11 protein-coding genes are annotated in these 17,020 nt (G+C 72.1%); 8 read left to right on the top strand and 3 right to left on the bottom strand.

Annotated elements, in window-relative coordinates; translation table 11 throughout:
• Positions 1–2 precede the first annotated feature (2 nt).
• Positions 3–953, bottom strand: coding sequence for a hypothetical protein (locus tag VF697_RS24730; protein ID WP_331099055.1), 951 nt, complete (start codon positions 951–953; stop codon positions 3–5).
• A 130-nt stretch (positions 954–1,083) separates the two neighbouring features.
• Complete coding sequence (locus VF697_RS24725) at positions 1,084–2,847, bottom strand: ABC transporter ATP-binding protein (protein ID WP_331099053.1); 1,764 nt, start codon at positions 2,845–2,847, stop codon at positions 1,084–1,086.
• A gap of 139 nt (positions 2,848–2,986) precedes the next feature.
• Here VF697_RS24725 and VF697_RS24720 point away from each other — a divergent pair, with 139 nt between their 5' ends.
• From VF697_RS24720 to VF697_RS24685, 8 genes are all read left to right on the top strand, one after another.
• Positions 2,987–3,430, top strand: coding sequence for a hypothetical protein (locus VF697_RS24720; RefSeq protein WP_331099051.1), 444 nt, complete (start codon positions 2,987–2,989; stop codon positions 3,428–3,430).
• Between the two features lie 144 nt (positions 3,431–3,574).
• On the top strand, positions 3,575–4,702 hold the full coding sequence (dnaJ, locus tag VF697_RS24715; RefSeq protein WP_331099092.1) for a molecular chaperone DnaJ: 1,128 nt from the start codon (positions 3,575–3,577) through the stop codon (positions 4,700–4,702).
• Positions 4,703–5,038: 336 nt separating this feature from the next.
• Complete coding sequence (locus VF697_RS24710) at positions 5,039–8,170, top strand: protein kinase domain-containing protein (RefSeq protein ID WP_331099050.1); 3,132 nt, start codon at positions 5,039–5,041, stop codon at positions 8,168–8,170.
• A gap of 343 nt (positions 8,171–8,513) precedes the next feature.
• A complete protein-coding gene (locus VF697_RS24705) occupies positions 8,514–10,286 on the top strand; it encodes a tryptophan dimethylallyltransferase family protein (protein WP_331099048.1) in 1,773 nt (590 codons plus the stop codon).
• Entirely contained in the window at positions 10,283–11,428 is a 1,146-nt protein-coding gene (locus VF697_RS24700) for an aminotransferase class V-fold PLP-dependent enzyme (RefSeq protein ID WP_331099046.1), read from the top strand. Before VF697_RS24705 ends, VF697_RS24700 begins: the two co-directional genes overlap by 4 nt.
• A complete protein-coding gene (locus tag VF697_RS24695) occupies positions 11,425–12,507 on the top strand; it encodes a methyltransferase (protein ID WP_331099044.1) in 1,083 nt (360 codons plus the stop codon). Before VF697_RS24700 ends, VF697_RS24695 begins: the two co-directional genes overlap by 4 nt.
• Before the next feature lie 199 nt (positions 12,508–12,706).
• Positions 12,707–14,893, top strand: a complete 2,187-nt coding sequence (locus tag VF697_RS24690) for a penicillin-binding protein activator (protein ID WP_331099042.1) — start codon at positions 12,707–12,709, stop codon at positions 14,891–14,893.
• On the top strand, positions 14,890–16,491 hold the full coding sequence (locus tag VF697_RS24685) for a WD40 repeat domain-containing protein (RefSeq protein WP_331099040.1): 1,602 nt from the start codon (positions 14,890–14,892) through the stop codon (positions 16,489–16,491). The genes VF697_RS24690 and VF697_RS24685 overlap by 4 nt, the downstream gene beginning before the upstream one ends.
• Here the strand turns inward: VF697_RS24685 and VF697_RS24680 are convergent.
• The coding region (locus tag VF697_RS24680) for an NAD-binding oxidoreductase (RefSeq protein ID WP_331099038.1) at positions 16,488–17,020 on the bottom strand (533 nt) is incomplete at its 5' end. The two genes, VF697_RS24685 and VF697_RS24680, sit on opposite strands and share 4 nt — an antisense overlap.

Here is a 17,020-nt window from a genome sequence, read left to right as displayed (position 1 = left end):
GCCTACCGCGCGGAGTGCAGGCCCCGCGCCGGGAGCTTGACCGAGGGGAGGGCGCTGAGCGCCTGGTTGTGCACCGGCGCCGACAGCAGCAGGTGCGCCAGGTCCGGCTGCCGTGCCCCCTGGGCGGCGAGCCGCAGCGGGTGCGCGTCCAGCATCAGCACGGCCGCGGCGAGCACCACCAGGGCCATGCTGCCCACCCACTGTCCAATGGCCTCCGGGTGGAGGAAGAGCTGCCAGCACACGAGCGCGAGCGCCAGGACACCCAGCGCGCCCAGGGTCGCCGAGCGCAGCTCCTGCCACTGCGTGAGCTGCCGGGTGCCCGCGAGGATGAGCCCGGCCCGGGACTCCGGCGCCTGCGTGGCCAGCGAGGTGAGCAGCTCGAAGAGCTGGTGCGCCTCGAGCGCCACCAGCAGCGCGATGGCGCCCAGCACCAGCCCCAGCCCGGCGCCCAGCAGTCGGCCCGCGCCCTCGCCCGAGAGCGCCGCCTCCTCGCGCAGCAGGACGAGTCCCACCGAGACGCTCACCAGCAGCGCCGCGCTCGTCCACGCGCCCAGCAGGCGCGTCACCATGGCCTCGCCCGTGCCCGCCACCAGCACCGCGAGCGCGTTGCCGCCGCCGACTTCCGGCAGGGCCGCCAGCACCCGCTCCACCGCGTCCTCCGTCCCGGCGATGCCGACGAACCAGGGCAGCGTGGCCAGTCCCACCAGGGCCACCAGCGGCGCGTGCCGTCCCGACAGGCCCATGCACAGCAGCCACGAGAGCAGGCATGTGACGCCCACCATGGCCGCCACCATCAGCAGGCTGTAGGAGCCCGCGGCATTCGCCATGCGCCACACCGCGGCGCTGCCTCCCACGAAGGAGAGGAACGCGAGACCGAAGCCCAGGACCGCCACGGGGGGCAGGGCGGCGAGGGCGAGACCAGGCAGGGGATTCAGCTTTGCGGGGACCAGCATGCCTGGAGGTTTATACACTCTCCGCCGGGATTTCCAGTTTTGGTCCAAAAGTGTGACTTGCCTGCCTGGCGGAGAACACGCCAAGCAAGCATCGTGCCGGAGGACAGGCGGGGGAGCGGGCGCTCGAACGTCAGGCGGCCACGGCGCCTTCGCCGAGGAGCTGGGCATAGCGTCCGCCCCGGGCGACGAGCTCCGCGTGGGTACCGGCCTCCACCACCTGGCCCGCATCCAGGACGACGATGAGGTCCGCGTCTCTCACGGTGGAGAGACGGTGGGCGATGACGAGCACCGTGCGGCCCTTCATCAGCGCCGCCAGGCCCGCGCTCACGGCGGCCTCGCTCTGTGCGTCCAGGGCGCTGGTGGGCTCGTCCAGCAGCAGCACCGAGGGGCGGCGCAGGAAGGCCCGCGCCAGCACGAGGCGCTGCCGCTGTCCGCCGGACAGCCGCGCACCGCGCTCACCCACCGGCTCGTCGAGTCCACCCGGCAGGGCGCGCACGAAGTCCTCCCCATGGGCCAGCCGCAGCGCCTCCCACAGCTCCGCGTCGGTGGCCTCGGGCCGGGCCAGCAGCAGGTTGTGCCGCACGCTGCCGGAGAAGAGGATCGGCTCCTGGGGCACCCACGCCATCCGGGCCCGCACGCTCGAGGGCTTGAGCCGGGACAGCGGCGTGCCGTCCCAGCGCAGCGTGCCGCCACTCGGGGGCACGAAGCCCAGCAGCACGGAGAAGAGCGTCGTCTTGCCCGCGCCCGAGGCGCCCACCAGCGCCACGCGGGCGCCCGCCGGCACCGTCACGTCCACCCCGCGCAGGGCCTCGCGGCCGTCCGGGTAGGTGGCGCGCACCCCCTCCAGCTCCAGCGCGCGGGTGAGGGGCGGGGCCTCCTCGCCCTCGTCCGGGGCCACCGGCGCGTCGGCCAGCGCGAAGAGGCGCTCGGCGCTCACCAGGCCGGTAATCACCTGGGAGAGGGTGCCGCTGAGGGACTTCACCGGCTGGTAGAGCAGCAGGGCCGCGGCGATGAAGGAGAGCAGCCGCCCGGAGAGCGCCGGGTCCACCGACACCGCCCGGGCGCCCCAGGCCACCGCCACCGCCACGCCCAGGATCCCCATCACCTCCACCGTGGGGCTGTACGCCCCGCGCAGGAAGAGCGAGCGGCGCATCTCCCTGAGGTAGCGCGCCGACTCGGCCTCGAAGGCCCCGAGGGCCCGCGGCGCGCCGCCATAGGCCTGGACGACGGGCAGGGCCTGAAGCTGCTCGGCGGTGAGCGCGGTGAGGGCGCCGAGGCTCGTCTGCGAGCGGTTGGCCACCTTCTTCAGCGAGCGCGCGAAGCTGCGCACCGGCAGCACCGTGAGGGGCATCACCACGAAGGTGAGCAGGAAGAGCTTCGCGTCGATGAGGAAGCAGGTGGTGAGCAGCGCGAGAATCTGGAGCCCGTCCTTCACGTAGGACGTGAGCGCCTGCGTCACCGCGAACTCCACCAACGGCACGTCCGCGGTGAAGCGGGTGAGGAGTTCACCCGAGTGCTGGCGCTCGAAGAAGGCGGGCGGCTGGGCGAGCAGCCGCGAGTAGAGGAAGCCGCGCAGGTCCGCCATCACCCGTTGGCCCAGCCGCTGCATCCATCCGCCCTGGAAGAAGGCCGCCGTGGCCTTCACGGCCGCTACCGCCACCACCATCAGGGGCAGCAGGCCGAGCAGCCGCGTGCTCGGCAGGGTGAGGCCAGCGAGCTCCACCGGGGCGCCCGTGAGGACGGCACGCAGCAGTGGCCCCACGAGCCAGGCGTAGGCGGAGGTGGCGACGGCGGTGACCAGCGAGGCCCCCACGCCCGCGACGAGCAGGCGCCGATAGGGACGGAGGTAGCCCAGCAGGCGGAGATAGACGTGCGAAGAGGGTCGGGGGGCCACGGCGGAGCGCGCACTCTCGCACCCTGCTCGCCGCCCGGCAAAGGCTCTCGCTCCCTTGCCTGCCCTGCTGCCCACCGATTACCGGTCTTTGGCCCTTTCATTGCTCCGCCGGGAAGCGGCGGTCAGCTTTCCCTCAGCCATGGACACACACAACACAGGGAAAGAGGCGCTGTTCAATCCGGGGTGTGAGCCGGTGGTGGAGGAAGAAGAGCGCCGTCGGCTCCTGTGGCTGATGGCGGAGTACTTCCGAACCATTGGCTGCACGGACATCAAAGCCCGACTGCCCGGATTCATGCCACCGCCCGTCCTCTCGGGCACCATCGAGGATCACCGGCCAGATTTCACCTGTCGTCAATCCGACTCGGCTCGGACTCCCATCATCTTGGAGATCGTCACTCCGAACATGGTGGAAGACCCCGTCACCGAGAACCGCTGGAGCCTGCTGTCCAGTGCCGCGAAGCTCTACAACGCGGAGCTGCACTTCGTGATCCCCAAGTGGGCTCCACGGGGCGCGGTGGACCAGGTCCTCAAGCGGCGGCTTGCTCGGATGGAGCTGACGGCCAACCGCGTCTGGACGGTCTGAGCCTTCCGTTGTCGAGCGTTCGAACCAGGGGCCCGCTCCGTTCCTCGGGGCGGGCCCGGATTGCCTGGACTCTCGCCTGCGTTATAGTGATTTCGAAGACTACGCGAGCGTAGAAAGTTCAATAAATCCAGGGGTTTGAACGCAATGCCAGCGGCGGCGGGTCAGAAGCGCGATTATTACGAGGTACTCGGGGTCCAGAAGACCGTCTCGGCGCAGGATTTGAAGAGCGCGTTCCGAAAGGTCGCCCTGCAGTACCACCCGGACCGGAACCCCGGGGACGCGGCGGCCGAGGAGAAGTTCAAGGAGGCCTCCGAAGCCTATGAGGTGCTGAGCGATCCGGATCGCCGGGCGCGCTACGACCGCTTCGGTCATGCGGGCGTGGGCGGTGCCGCGGGCGGAGATCCGTTCGGCGGCTTCCAGGGCGTCAACATCAACGACATCTTCGGGGAGATCTTCGGAGACATCTTCGGGGGGCGGGGGGGCCGGGGCCGGGTGAGCAACCGCGGCTCGGACCTGCGCTTCAACCTGGAGATCTCCTTCGAGGAGGCGGCCTTTGGCTGCCGGCCGAAGGTGACGATTCCGCGCCCGAAGAAGTGCGAGACGTGCACGGGCACGGGCAGCAAGAGCGGGGCGGGCCCCAAGGCGTGCGGCACGTGCGGAGGCTCGGGCGAGCTGCGCTTCACCCAGGGCTTCTTCGCGGTGTCGCGGCCGTGCACCGACTGCAGCGGCACCGGCGCGGTGGTGCCGGACCCGTGCGCCAAGTGCAAGGGCTCGGGCAAGGTGGCGTCCGAGGAGGCCATCGAAATCAACATCCCGCCGGGCGTGGACAGCGGCACGCGGGTGCGGCTGGGCGGCCTGGGCGAGCCGGGTGACCGGGGCGGGCCTCCGGGCGACCTCTACGTGTCCGTCATCGTGCGCGAGCACCCGCTCTTCCAGCGCGAGGACTACGACGTCTTCTGCGAGGTGCCCATCTCCTTCACCCAGGCGGCGCTGGGGGCGAAGATCGACGTGCCCACGCTGGACGGCAAGGTGAAGCTGCCTGTCCCCGAGGGGACCCAGTCGGGCAAGGTCTTCCGCCTCAAGGGCAAGGGCATTCCCCACCTGCACAGCGGGCAGCGCGGGGACCAGCACGTGCGCGTCATCGTGGAGACGCCCACGGGGCTGTCGTCCAAGCAGCGCGAGCTGCTCGAGAAGTTCTCCGAGGTGAGTGGGGAAGATGCGCACCCGCAGTCGAAGAATTTCTTCGACAAGGTGCGCGAGCTCTTCGGCTGAGAACCGCGCTCGCGCGGTGCGGCACCAGGGCCGACGTGTGGGTCTCCGGACTCCACCGTCGGCCCTCTTCATGTGTCTGATCCTCCGCGAAGCGCGGGCCCGTGGAGCTGCCGGAATGCAGGGGCATGTACCGCCACCTGCCCCCGTGCCGCAGAGGGCCCCACCGTCCCCGAAGTCGCAGACGGGTGATCGCCCGTGAACGGCGCGGGGGCGTGAGCTGGCGTCCGAGTGCCGTGGGGTGGACGTTCATCACGTCCGGCGGCGATGGGCACTCACCGATGCGCCCCCCCGTGCCCATACCGAGCACGCAACCAGGGAGATGGGGGAGGTGCCGGCATGGCCACATACCGACTCATCCGCAAGATCGCGGCAGGCGGAATGGCGGAGGTGTTCCTGGCCAAGGTGGTCGGGGCCGAGGGCTTCGAGAAGCCGGTCGCGGTCAAGCGTGTGCTGCCGTCGATGGCGCAGGATCGGGAGTTCATCGAGCTGTTCCTGCGGGAGGCGAAGCTGACGGTGTGCCTGCAGCACGCCAACGTGGTGCAGGTGTTCGACCTGGGCTCCATCAGCGGCCAGTACTACATGGTGATGGAGTTCGTGGACGGGGAGAACCTCCGGGCCGTGCAGCGCGGCGCGGCGTCCCACCAGGTGCCGCTGGGGATGCGCGAGGTGTGCTTCATCGTCCAGCAGGTGACGGAGGGCCTGGCGTACGCGCACGGGCGCTCGGATGCCGCGGGCCGGCCGCTCAACATCATCCACCGCGACGTCAACCCGTCCAACGTGATGGTGGCCAGCAGCGGCGAGGTGAAGCTGGCGGACTTCGGCATCGCCAAGGCGGCCAACGCCCAGAATGGCACCCAGGTGGGCGTGGTGAAGGGCAAGGCGGGCTACCTCGCGCCCGAGCAGGTGAAGGGCCTGGAGGTGGACCAGCGCGCGGACCTCTTCCTCATCGGCCTGATGCTGTACGAACTGCTCGCGGGCAAGCAGCTCTTCGGGGGCGCGGACTACTTCGCCACGCTGCGCAACATCGCCCAGTTCGACGTGAAGAGCCTCGCGCCAGTGCCGGGTGTGCCTCCGGCGCTCTGGAGCATCGTCACCCGGGCGCTGGCGGAGAACCCCACGGCGCGCTTCCAGCGGGCGCGCGACATCTCGGACGCGCTGCAGAACTTCCTCTTCGACCACCGGCTGCGCGTGGGCCCGCAGGACGTGGCGGCCCTCTTCGGGCGCTGCTTCCCCGAGCGCCGCTCGCCGCTGGAGGGCTCCACCGAGGTGCGGGGCGAGGAGATCCGCCTCGGCTCGGACGCGGGGCTGCAGCGCCCGCAGACGCTCACCTCGGTGCGCTCGCGCCCGCCCTTCCCGGGGGGACCGCGTCCGGGCACGCCCTCGACGCCCATGCGCGCCCTGACGGACCCGGGCCGGGCGCCTCCGCCTCCGCCGCCGGGCACGTCCCTGACCATGCAGGTGCCGCCGCCGCTGCCGCTCGCGGCGCGCGCGATGACGCAGCCGGGCGTGGGGGCCTCCCCCCTCACGACGGTGTCTCCGCCTCCGGCGCGCGCGGCGTCCGGGGGGGCCTCCTCCCTGGCCATGCCGGTGCCCACGCGCGTGATGCGCGCGGCGCGCCGCAAGCTGGGCGAGATGCTGGTGGCCGCCGGCAAGCTGACGGAGACGCAGCTCAAGGGCGCGCTGGAGCGGCAGAAGCGCACCGGCGGGCGCATTGGCGAGCTGCTCGTCGCCGAGGGCCTCATCACCGAGGAGGACGTGGTCCGGATGCTGAGTGAGCAGGGCGGCATCCCCTTCGTCTCGGACAAGGTGCTGCGCACGATGCCGGTGCCCAAGGCGCTGCTGGCGTTGCTGCCACTGGAGAAGGCCGAGCGGCTCGAGTCGGTGCTGGTGGCCCAGCAGGGCAAGGAGCTGGTGTGCGCCATGCGCGAGCCGCGCGACCTGGCCCGGCTGGACGAGCTGAAGTTCGTCACCGGCAGCCCCGTGCGCGGCATCTACGCCACCGAGGGCGCCATCCGCCGCGCCATCGGCCGCTTCTACCGGGGAGATGACCCGGACCAGATGGATGACTGGTCCAACTCCATGCCGCTGGCGGGCTCGGAGGCGGAGGCAGGCGTCACCCCCTTCGCCGACAAGCACACCCGCACGCGCGAGCGCCTGCTGGACGAGTCCGCCTTCGAGGAGGTGAAGGCCGTCCCCGCGCCGCCGCCCGCGCCTCCGCCGCCCGTGGCGGAGCCGGCCCCCGCGCCGCCTCCTCCGACGCTCGCGCCCGCCTCGCTGGCGCGCACCATGCTGGTGGTGACGGACGACGTGGAGCTGCGGGACGCGGCGGTGCGGCTCCTCACGCGCCAGGGCGTGGCGGCCTCGGGCAGCGGCGCCGCGGACGTGGAGAAGGCCGTGGCCCTCGGTGGCACCGAGGTGGCGCTGGTGGCCGCGGACACCGTCCCGGACGCACCGGCCCTGGTGGCCCGGTTGATGCGGGTGGCGCCCACCATGGAGGTGCGCGTGCTGCCCTCGCTGGCCGAGGCGCTCGGTGGCGAGGCCGGTCCGTTGAGCCGCGCGGCGCGGTTGCACGCGCGGGTGGTGGACGCGGCGCTCGCCGAGCTGGGGGGAGTGGGCGTGCAGGGTGCCTCGCTCGCCAAGCTGGCCCGGCGCGTGGCGCGCCGGTTGGGCGCGGGACGCACCGAGGCCGAGCGGGCCTCGGCGGTGGCCTACGCGGTGGCGCTCGCGGCCTTCCAGGAGTCGGAGGATCGCTTCATCCGGCCCTCGTGCGAGGCAATGCGCGCCATCCTCGGCCGGGACGCGGGCGAGCTGGCCGACCTCATCAGCGCCTGCACCCGGGAGGCTCCGCCGCTGTCCGCCAAGAGCAGCCGGGACGCGCTGGCCCTGGCCGCGGCGGTGGCGCTGCTCGAGGTGGCGGGGACGGCTTCTCCCGCGGCCTCCACCGCGTCGCAGTCGCTCGTCAAGCTGCGGGCCGAGGGCAAGCTGCCCGCGCCCGCCCTGGAAGCTCTCTCCGCGGAGGTGATGGAGCTGGTGCTGGGCGACAGTGTCTCGCACACGGTGGTGCTCGCCGAGCCCAACGCGGCGCGGGCCTCGGCCCTCCAGGCGCGCTTCCTCGCGGACGGGGTGCGGGTGGTGCTCGCCGACTCCGCCGCTCGCGTGCGCGTGCTGCTCTCGCAGGGCAGCCAGGCGCTGGTGGTGGCCTCGCGGTTGCCGGACGGAGACGGCGCCGGGCTCACGCGCTCGCTGCGCTCCGCGGCGGACACCGCCTCGCTGCCCATCTTCGTGCTGGCGCCTCCGGAGGACCCCGGGCTGGTGGAGGCCGGGCTGGATGCCGGCGCGGATGACGTCCTCACCTACCCGGTCAATCCCGACGTGCTGGTGGCCAAGCTGCGCCGCGCCCTTCAGCCTCGCCGGGTCGCGGTGACCCCAGCGGTGGTCATGATGACCCCAGCCTCCGCGAGTGCGTGACGTTTGTTGTCTGACGTTCGGACGGAAGTCTGGATTCTGGATAATTCCTATCGCGGTGACAGCCGCGATGGCGAGTCTGGATGATTCCTTTCAGCGTGCGGGGAGAGTCAGGAAATCTCCTGGCTCTCCTCGAGGCGCTGGCTCCACGCTTCCCTCGGTACTCTCTCGCTATCCGCAACTCGGTTGCTCGGCTCGTGTGAGCTGATGCGGTGGTGCGACCACCGCTCATAGACAGCCACACGCGATGAGCTTTATGTATTGAGCAAACGAGTCGCCGCGGGGGATGGCACGCCGTTCTGCTTGGAACGGAGGGCCACCCCCGCGTCCTTTTTGAGGAGGAGATATGCGGGAGAAGGGTCTCGCTGGAACGCTCATCACCTCGGGGCGTGAGCGGCTGACGGCGCTCGCACGGACGTTGGGCTTCGACGCGCCCGCCACGCAGGCGATGCAGGAGGTCTTCCTCACCCTCGCCTCGAGTTGGCGAGAGGTGCCAGCCGGTGGGGCTCCCCCCTGGCCCTCGGACGTGTGTGACGACCACTCGCCCTTCGAGCTGTCCATCGCGCTCGACGCCGAGGGACCCCAGCTTCGCGTGCTGGTGGAGCCGATGGATGCGTCGCCCTCGCTCTCCTCCAACCGGGCCGCGAGCCTGCGCCTGCACGAGGAGCTCGCGCGCCACCACGGCGTCAACGTCGAGCGGCTGCGCGCGCTCGAGTCGCTGCTGATGCCGGAGGATGCCCAGGGCCGCTTCGTCGCGTGGCACTCGGCGGCCTTCAGCCCGGGGCAGCCGGTGGACTTCAAGGTGTACTTCAACCTGCTGGCCCACGGCCCGGGTCGCGCGGCCCGGCTCACCCAGGAGGCGCTGGATCGGATTGGTTTCCACGAGGCCTGGGCCACGGTGGCCGAGGTGCTGAGCCGCCGCGAGGAGGGCCTGGACGCGGTCGTCTACTTCGCGCTCGACCTGTCCTCGCGCGCCGACGCACGGGCGAAGCTCTACTTGCGCCACTACCAGCCGACCGCCGCTTTCCTCGAGGAGGTGTGCGCGGTGGCGCGCCACCACCAGCCGGGCGTCGTCTCCGCGTTCTGCCGCCAGATGGCGGGCGGTGGCGAGGGACCCTATGGCGGCAAGGGGCCGGTGACGTGCTTGAGCTTCACGGACCCGTCGGATGCGCGGCCCAAGGCGGTGACGGCCTACTTCCCCGTGGCGCACCACGCGCGCGACGACCAGGAGATCCGCCAGCGGCTCGTCGACTACCTGAAGGAGCAGGGGCTCGCCACGGCCCCGTACCTGGGGGCGCTCGAGGCCTGTGCTCGCCGTCCGCTGGAGGCCGGCGCGGGCATCCACACCTATGCCGCCGTGCGGTGGCAGGGAAAGCCCCGTGTCACCGTGTACTTCTCGCCGGAGACCTACGGGATGATGCAACAGCGGAGCGCGGGACCGATGAAGGAGACCCGGCCCGCGACGGGGATTGTCGACCACTTCGAGGCGCACTCCCTCGCGGACCATCCGTTCTTCGCGCGGATGCGCCGCGAGCCGGTGCGGCTGGACGTCCTGGCGCGCGTGCTGGCCAACTTCCGCGTGGGTATCACCCGGGAGTTCCCGCGCCGGCTGGCGTGGCTCACCGCGCGCGTCGGGGACGAGTGCATCCGGAGCGTGCTGGCCAAGCAGCTCAACGATGAGCTGGGGGATGGGGACTTCACGCGTGCCCACCGGGGTCTCTTCGAGCGCATGTTCGAGGTGCTCGCGCCCTGGGCTCCGCCGGAAACGGAGGAGGTGCTCGCGCCGGGCTTCGCGCTCGGCGAGGAGCTGGAGCGCTGCTACGTGACGGCCGAGCCGTACGAGGGCGTGGGCGCGAGCCTCGTGGTCGAGGTCTACGGCAAGCAGGTGGACACGGTCATCGCGGACCAGTTCCGCCGCCAGACGCAGATTCCCCCCTCGGCGCTGGAGTGGCTGCACCTGCACGAGAACCTGGAGGTGGAGCACGCCGACGAGTCGATGGACATCGCCCGCCTCATCCCCTCCGGCGCGGGCAGCGAGGCGGCGTGGCGCGGGGCGAAGGCCGTGGCCACCGCATCTCGCGCCTTCTTCGACGCGCTCTACCGCCAGTGCTACCCATGAGCGCCCTCGACTTCGGCGCGCTGCGCGCCCGCTTCCCCATCTTCTCCGAGCGCACCTACTTCGCCACGCAGTGCCTCGGCCCCATGCCCGCCGAGGCGTACGCGGACCTCTTCGAGTACGCCCGGACGCTGGGGCTGCGCAGCCGCTCCATCCCGCTGTGGCTCGAGCGCATGGCCGAGCTCATCGGCCTGCTGGAGCAGTTGCTCGGCGCGGAGGCGGGCTCGGTGGCGCTCCGGGAGAGTGCCACCGCGGCACAGGCGGCCATCGCCTCCGCGGTGACGCCCCGGCCGGAGCGCCACCGCATCCTCTTCAGCGCCCTCGACTTCCACTCCTCGCGCTACCTGTGGTCCGCGCAGGTGCGGCGCGGCTTCTCCGTCGAGGAAGTGCGGCCCGAGGACGGGGTGGCGCTGCGGCCCGAGGACGTGCTCCGGCACCTGGACGAGCGGGTGGCCCTCGTGGCGCTGTCGTTGGTGTCTCCACGCACCGGGGCGCTGTTGGACGTCGTGCCGGTGGTGAAGGCGGCGCATGACGCGGGGGCCCTCGTGGTCCTCGATGCGTACCAGGCCGTGGGGGTGGTGCCCGTGGACGTGCGGCGGCTCGGCGCGGACGTCGTGGTGGGCGGCACCCACAAGTGGTTGGGCGGCGGCGGCACCGGGCTCGCCTTCCTGTACGTGCGGCCCTCGCTGGCCGAGCGGCTGCTGCCCGCCTACCCGGGGTGGATCGGCCACCGGGAGATGGTCGGGTTCGCGGAGCGTTATGAGCCCGCACCGGGTGGTGCGCGTTTCCAGCAGGGGACGCCCGCCCTCGAGCCCATCTACACGGCGCGCGCGGGGCTGCGCTTCGTGCTGGAGGCGGGAGTGGAGCGGCTGCGGGCGCGCAACGTGGCGCTCACCACCCGGATGCTGGCCCGGGCGCTCGACGCGGGGCTCTCGGTGAAGACGCCGCACGAGCCCGAGCGGCGCGGCGGGATGCTCTGCTTCGACCTGGAGGACGGGTCCTCGGTCGTCGAGCGCATGGCCGCGCTCGGCATCGACATCGACACCCGGCCGGGCGCGGGAGTCCGCGTCTCACCCCACCCCTGCAACACGGAGCAGGAGTGCGACCGCGTCATCGACGAGCTCGCGCGCCTGACACGGCGATGAGTGGGGCGACGCTCGACTTTCGAGGCGAGCCGGTGCCGTGTACGCCGGCCACCCTCCAACTGCTCGCCTGCGCGCCGTTGCTGGGCTCGGTGCTCGGCGCGGCGGTGGACCTGGGGCTCTTCGACCACCTGGCGGCCGGAGCGCTCGACGCCGAGGCGCTGGCCACCCGCGCGGGCATCTCCGTGGACGGGGCGCGGCGCCTCCTCACGGCCCTCGTGGCGCTCGGACTCGTCGAGCAGGAGGAGGGCCCGCGCTTCCGCAACGGCCCCCTGGCGGCCGCGGCGCTCACCTCCGGTGGAGAGGACTCGCTCGTGCCCTTCCTCCTCCACCAGCGCCGTCACGTCGACTCGCTCTTCGCGCACCTGGACGCGGGCGTGCGCACGGGCCGCCCACAATTCGAGCACTGGCCTTTCGTGGACCCCGCGCGCCGTGCCGGGGACCCGTACTCGGAGCTGGCCCGGCACCCGGACGAGTACGCGCTCCTCATGCGGGCCATGGACAGCGCCAGCCGTGGGGTAGGGCGCCTCATCGCCGAGCAGGTGGACTTCTCCGGGGTGCACCGGCTCGTGGACCTCGGGGGCGGCGGAGGACAGGTGGCCCTCGAGCTGGCGCGGGCGGTGCCGCACCTGTCCATCGAGCTCGTCGACACGCCCCCCGCGCGGGCCCATGCCGCCGGGCGCATCGCGCGTGCCGGGCTCTCCGAGCGCATCCGCTGCACGACGGCGGACCTGCGCGAGGACCTGAGCGGCTCCCTCGCACCGGCGGATGCGGTGCTGCTGTCGGGGGTGATTGGCGACTTCGTGGCCGAGGAGCGCGCCCGCGTCCTCGCGCGAGCGGTGCGCCTGCTGCGCCCCGGGGGCCTGCTGCTCGTGAGCGAGACGCTGTTCCACCCCGAGCGGCGGGGGCCCCTGCTGCCCGCGCTCCTGTCGCTCTTCATGCTGCTCAGCACCGGGGGCGACAACTTCACGCCGGACGAGCTGGAGGGGATGCTCCGCGCGGCGGGCCTGTCGGACATCCGCCTCTGCTTCAACGGCGCCCAGGGCCTGCGGGACCTCGCGGTGGCTCGCCGTCCAGGCTAGCCGGGTGGGGTGCTTCCCCGCCGTCCCCCGGGCGGGCGAGCACTCCGGGCCACAGCACCGTGGCCCACGGCCCGCGTTCAGCCCGCGCGGCTTCTGGGTTTACTCGGAGTCAAGGGAGGCACGTCGGGTGCAAGACCCATCCGCCGACGAGGGGAATGTTCCCCCCGCTCGACTGTCGACGGAGACCCGGCCCACTGCTATGCACACCCACACCATGGATGTCCGTCCCTCTCCGCGCCGCGCGCTGCTGCTGGCGCTGACGCTGTTGATGTCCGCCTGCAAGACGCCCTCCGCCACGGGCGGGGGCACCTCGACCGGCAACTCGACCGGCACGTCTTCCAGCACCGGAAACACCCAAGACGTCCCCCAGGGCGACCCCTTCCCGAAGAAGCCCTCCGTGGAGGCCCGGAAGGATGCGCGAGCCGATGAGGCGCTCGCCCAGGCCGTCCAGCAGGCCGAGACACTGCCGCGCAAGCAGGCCGCCGAGTCCTTCCTGGCCGTGCGCAAGGCCTACCCGGAGACGACGGCGGGCCAGGAGGCCCTCTACCGCGCTGGCGTGGTCTTCTACGACTCGCAGGACTACGTCAACGCGCGCAAGACCTTCAACGAGCTGCTCTTCGAGAACCCGCTCCACCCGCAGGCTCCGGACGCCAAGCGCCGGCTGGGCCGCGCCGCGCTGGAGGTGGGGGCCTACCGCGACGCGTACCAGACGCTCTACAGCCTCGCCGAGCGCGCCGAGGGCCCCGAGCGCCTCCAGCTCCTCGAGGACGCCGCGAAGGCCGCCGAGAAGGCGGGCCTCTTCGGGCAGGCGCTGCAGATCTCCGTGGACCTCGCCGGCAACGCGCAGACGCCCGAGGCGCGGCAGGCCGCGGTGGCCCGGGTGCAGCAGCTCGTGGAGGGCCGCGCGGGCTTCACGGACGTGGCGAAGGTGATGGACGAGCTGTCCCCGGCCAACCCCGCCTGGCCGGTGCTGACCTTCAAGCTGGCGCGCATCTACTACCACCTGCGTGACTGGACGCGCCTGGAGGAGACGCTCAACCGTTTCCTGGCCGAGGCTCCCTCGCACCCCTTCGCCGGCCAGGCGCGCGAGCTGCTCGCGCGCGCCACCCGGCGCGTGGAGGTGCGCCCCAAGACGGTGGGCATCCTGCTGCCCATGTCCGGCAAGTACAAGGCCGTGGGCGAGGCGGTGCTGCGCGGCGTGAAGCTGGGCCTCGCGGGCAGCGACGTGGAGCTCGTCGTCAAGGACACCCAGGGCGACGTGAACATCACCGGCCAGGCCATGGAGCAGCTCGCCTTCGACGAGGGCGCCATGGTGGTGCTGGGCCCCATCGTCTCGGACGACTCGCGCCGCGCCGCGCTGGTGGCCGAGGAGCTCCAGGTGCCGCTCATCACCCTCACGCGCCTGGAGGGCATCACCGACATCGGGCCCTACGTCTTCCGCAACATGCTCACCAACGAGGCCCAGGCTCGCGCCATCGCGGATTACGCGATGAAGCAGAAGGGCTTCAAGAGCTTCGCGATGCTCTACCCCAACCTCCCGTACGGGGTGGAGCTGGCCAACGACTTCTGGGACCACGTGACGGCGAACGGTGGACAGGTGCGCGGCGCCGAGGCGTACGCGCATGACCAGACCACCTTCACCAACGAGGCCAAGAAGCTGGTGGGCCGCTACTACCTGGAGGATCGGCTCGACTACATCGAGAGCGTGCGCGAGGTGCAGCAGCAGACCAGCGGCATGGATGCGTTCCGCAAGCGCAAGGCCATGGAGAAGGCCAAGGGCAACGTGGAGCCCATCATCGACTTCGACGCCATCTTCCTCCCGGACGAGTGGAAGCGGGTGAGCCTGGTGGCTCCGGCGCTGGCGGTGGAGGACATCGTCACCAACGCGTGCGATGCGCGCGACGTGGAGCGCATCCGCAAGACGACGGGCAAGAAGGACCTCAAGACGGTGATGCTGCTGGGCACCAACGCCTGGAGCAGCGCCAAGGGCGCCAGCGGCCTGCCCGAGCTCCTCGAGCGCGGCGGCAAGTTCGTCACCTGCTCGGTGTACGTGGACGGCTTCTTCGTGGACTCGCAGCGCCCGGCCACGCAGCGCTTCGTGAAGGCCTACCGGCAGGCGAACCCCGGCGACCCGGGGCTGCTGGAGGCCTACGGGTATGACTCGGCGCGCATGGTGCGGCAGATCATGGACTCGAAGCAGGCGCCGAGGAGCCGCGGGGAGTTCCGCGAGGCCCTGGTCAACCTGAAGGACTTCGACGGCGCCACCGGCAAGACGTCCTTCGACGAGAAGCGCGAGGCGCGCAAGCCCCTGTTCATCCTCTCCGTGGACAACAAGGGCATCACCGAGGTGCCGCCGGAGAAGACAGCGGCGCTGGGGGGCTCATGAGCCCGTCCGCGCCGCGCGCGCTGGCCATGGTGGGACTGCTGGCGCTGGCGGGGTGTCAGCACGCGCCAGGAGTGGCTCCGGACATCTCCGCGCGCCTGGAGTCCACGCCCGGCGCGTACCTCGCGGGCGAGGTGAAGGGGCTCGAGGACGCCGACGTCCTGGAGCGCAAGGACTTCGTGTGGACGCTGGCCTTCGCGCAGGACGGCTCGCGCGTGGCCTATTCGCACCTGGGCGCCCGCGAGTACCAGCTCGCCCTCTGGACGCTGGGCCCCCCGCCGGCGCGCGTGGTGGACCAGTCCGTCAACCCCGCCGAGTTCGACCTGGAGGCCCTGGCTTTCTCGCCCGACGGCAAGCTGCTGGCGAGCGCGGGCTGGGACGGCATGGTGCGCCTGTATGACGCGGCCACCGGCGCGCGGACGGCGAGCCTGCGCACCGACGAGCCCCTCACCGCGGTGGCCTTCCACCCGACGGGCGGCTCCCTCGTGGTGGGCAGTGCCCGGGGGCTCCTCACCGTGCTGCGCGTGTCGGACCTGGGCTTCTCCTTCGAGGCGCGGCCCCACGCGGACCGGGTGAGCGCGCTCGCCTTCGCTCAGGACGGGACGTTGTACTCGGGAGGCTGGGACAAGCGCATCCAGGTCTTCGACTCGCGCGAGGAGGTGCTGAGGCGCGAGCAGACGCGGCTGCGCTTCGAGCGGCGCGGGGGCTTCGCCGTGGTGGGAGGCACCGTCAACGGCAAGTCGGCGGTGACCTTCGCGTTGGATGCGCGCACGCCCGCCATCGTGCTCGGCACGCAGGCGGCGGCGGCGGCCGGCATCGACACGGCCTTCCTGCAGGAGACGGTGTCCCTGCCTACGCCGCTCGGCGCCAACCTGGCGCGTGTGGCCCGCGGTCAGCGCCTGCGCCTCAAGGGCATGGAGCTGGAGGGCGTGGACGTGGCGGTGTGCGACGCGTGCCTGCCCCAGGATGTGGCGGGGGTGCTCGGCGCGCCCTTCTCCGAGCGTGTCGACGTGGCCTTCGACGAGAGCACGAGCGAGGCCGTCCTCACCCTGAAGGCGCCCGCGCCGGTGGGGCCGGAGGCGCGGCGGGGGCTGGTGCTCGCGCCTCGCACCACCTTCACCTTCGAGGCCCACGTCAACGATGTCACGCTGGATGCGGCCGGGCGGCGCCTGGGCGTGGCCTTCTCCGAGTCCAGGGCCGAGCGCACCCGCGCCATCTACGAGCGCGAGAAGAAGGGCCTCGCCGAGCCGCCCTCCGCGCACAACTTCGCGGCGCTGGTGGACGCCGCCACCGGTCAGGTGCTGCGCAAGTGGACGGCGCACCGGGGCGTGGTGGCCACCGCGGGCATCTCCCCGGACGGCCGGGCGCTGGCCAGCGGCGGCTGGGACAAGCGGCTCTACCTGTGGCGCGAGGGTCAGGAGACTCCCGTGGCCGAGCGGAAGTTCGGCTGGTCCGTGCGGCGGGTGCGCTTCAGCCCGGAGGGCCGGCGGGTGGGCGTGGCCGCGTGGACGCCGCAGAAGGCCACCGGCAACCAGGAGAGTGACCCGGCCGCGGCGCTCTTCACCGTGCGCTACGCCGCCCCCACCGTGGAGCGGCGCTAGTAGTTGAGGTGGATGGCCTCGCGGGGCACCCCGCGGGTGCGCAGCGCGTCGATGACGCCCTGCACCATCCCCGACTGGCCGCAGACGAAGACGAGGGCGCCCTCCACGGCCTCCTCGCCCAGGCACTCCTGCACGTAGCCGGTGAGGCCCTGCCAGCCGCTCGCGCCCCGCTGGCTCACCGTGCGCACCACGCGGATGTTCGCCGCCTCCCAGTGGTGCAGCTCGTCCTCGTAGGCGAAGGCCTGGGGCGTGCGCGCCCCGAAGTACAGCGTCACCTTCCCGTAGGCGCCGCGCTCGGCGCGGATGCTCTCGATGACGGAGCGGATGGGCGAGATGCCCGAGCCGGTGGCGAAGAGCAGCAGGTCCTTTCCCCGTCCCAGGGACAGGGGGAAGCCGCGGCCCTCGGGGTGCTTGCTGTACACCTGGGCCCCGGGCTGGAGCCGCATGAGGGTGTCCGCCAGCGGGCTGCCCCCCTTGAGGAGGAACTCCCACCGGGTGGCGAAGGGCTCCGGGGCCGAGGCGATGGCGA

Origin of the sequence: Archangium sp., from assembly GCF_036388035.1 — a bacterium.
GTDB lineage: Bacteria > Myxococcota > Myxococcia > Myxococcales > Myxococcaceae > Archangium.
This window is presented reverse-complemented; position numbering and strand designations above follow the sequence as displayed.

Bases quoted from the DNA above. Each gene is read 5' to 3' on its own strand.
- VF697_RS24730 (WP_331099055.1), bottom strand. From the start codon at position 953: ATGCTGGTCCCCGCAAAGCTGAATCCCCTGCCTGGTCTCGCCCTCGCC.
- VF697_RS24720 (WP_331099051.1), top strand. From the start codon at position 2,987: ATGGACACACACAACACAGGGAAAGAGGCGCTGTTCAATCCGGGGTGT.
- dnaJ (WP_331099092.1), top strand. From the start codon at position 3,575: ATGCCAGCGGCGGCGGGTCAGAAGCGCGATTATTACGAGGTACTCGGG.
- VF697_RS24710 (WP_331099050.1), top strand. From the start codon at position 5,039: ATGGCCACATACCGACTCATCCGCAAGATCGCGGCAGGCGGAATGGCG.
- VF697_RS24705 (WP_331099048.1), top strand. From the start codon at position 8,514: ATGCGGGAGAAGGGTCTCGCTGGAACGCTCATCACCTCGGGGCGTGAG.
- VF697_RS24700 (WP_331099046.1), top strand. From the start codon at position 10,283: ATGAGCGCCCTCGACTTCGGCGCGCTGCGCGCCCGCTTCCCCATCTTC.
- VF697_RS24695 (WP_331099044.1), top strand. From the start codon at position 11,425: ATGAGTGGGGCGACGCTCGACTTTCGAGGCGAGCCGGTGCCGTGTACG.
- VF697_RS24690 (WP_331099042.1), top strand. From the start codon at position 12,707: ATGCACACCCACACCATGGATGTCCGTCCCTCTCCGCGCCGCGCGCTG.
- VF697_RS24685 (WP_331099040.1), top strand. From the start codon at position 14,890: ATGAGCCCGTCCGCGCCGCGCGCGCTGGCCATGGTGGGACTGCTGGCG.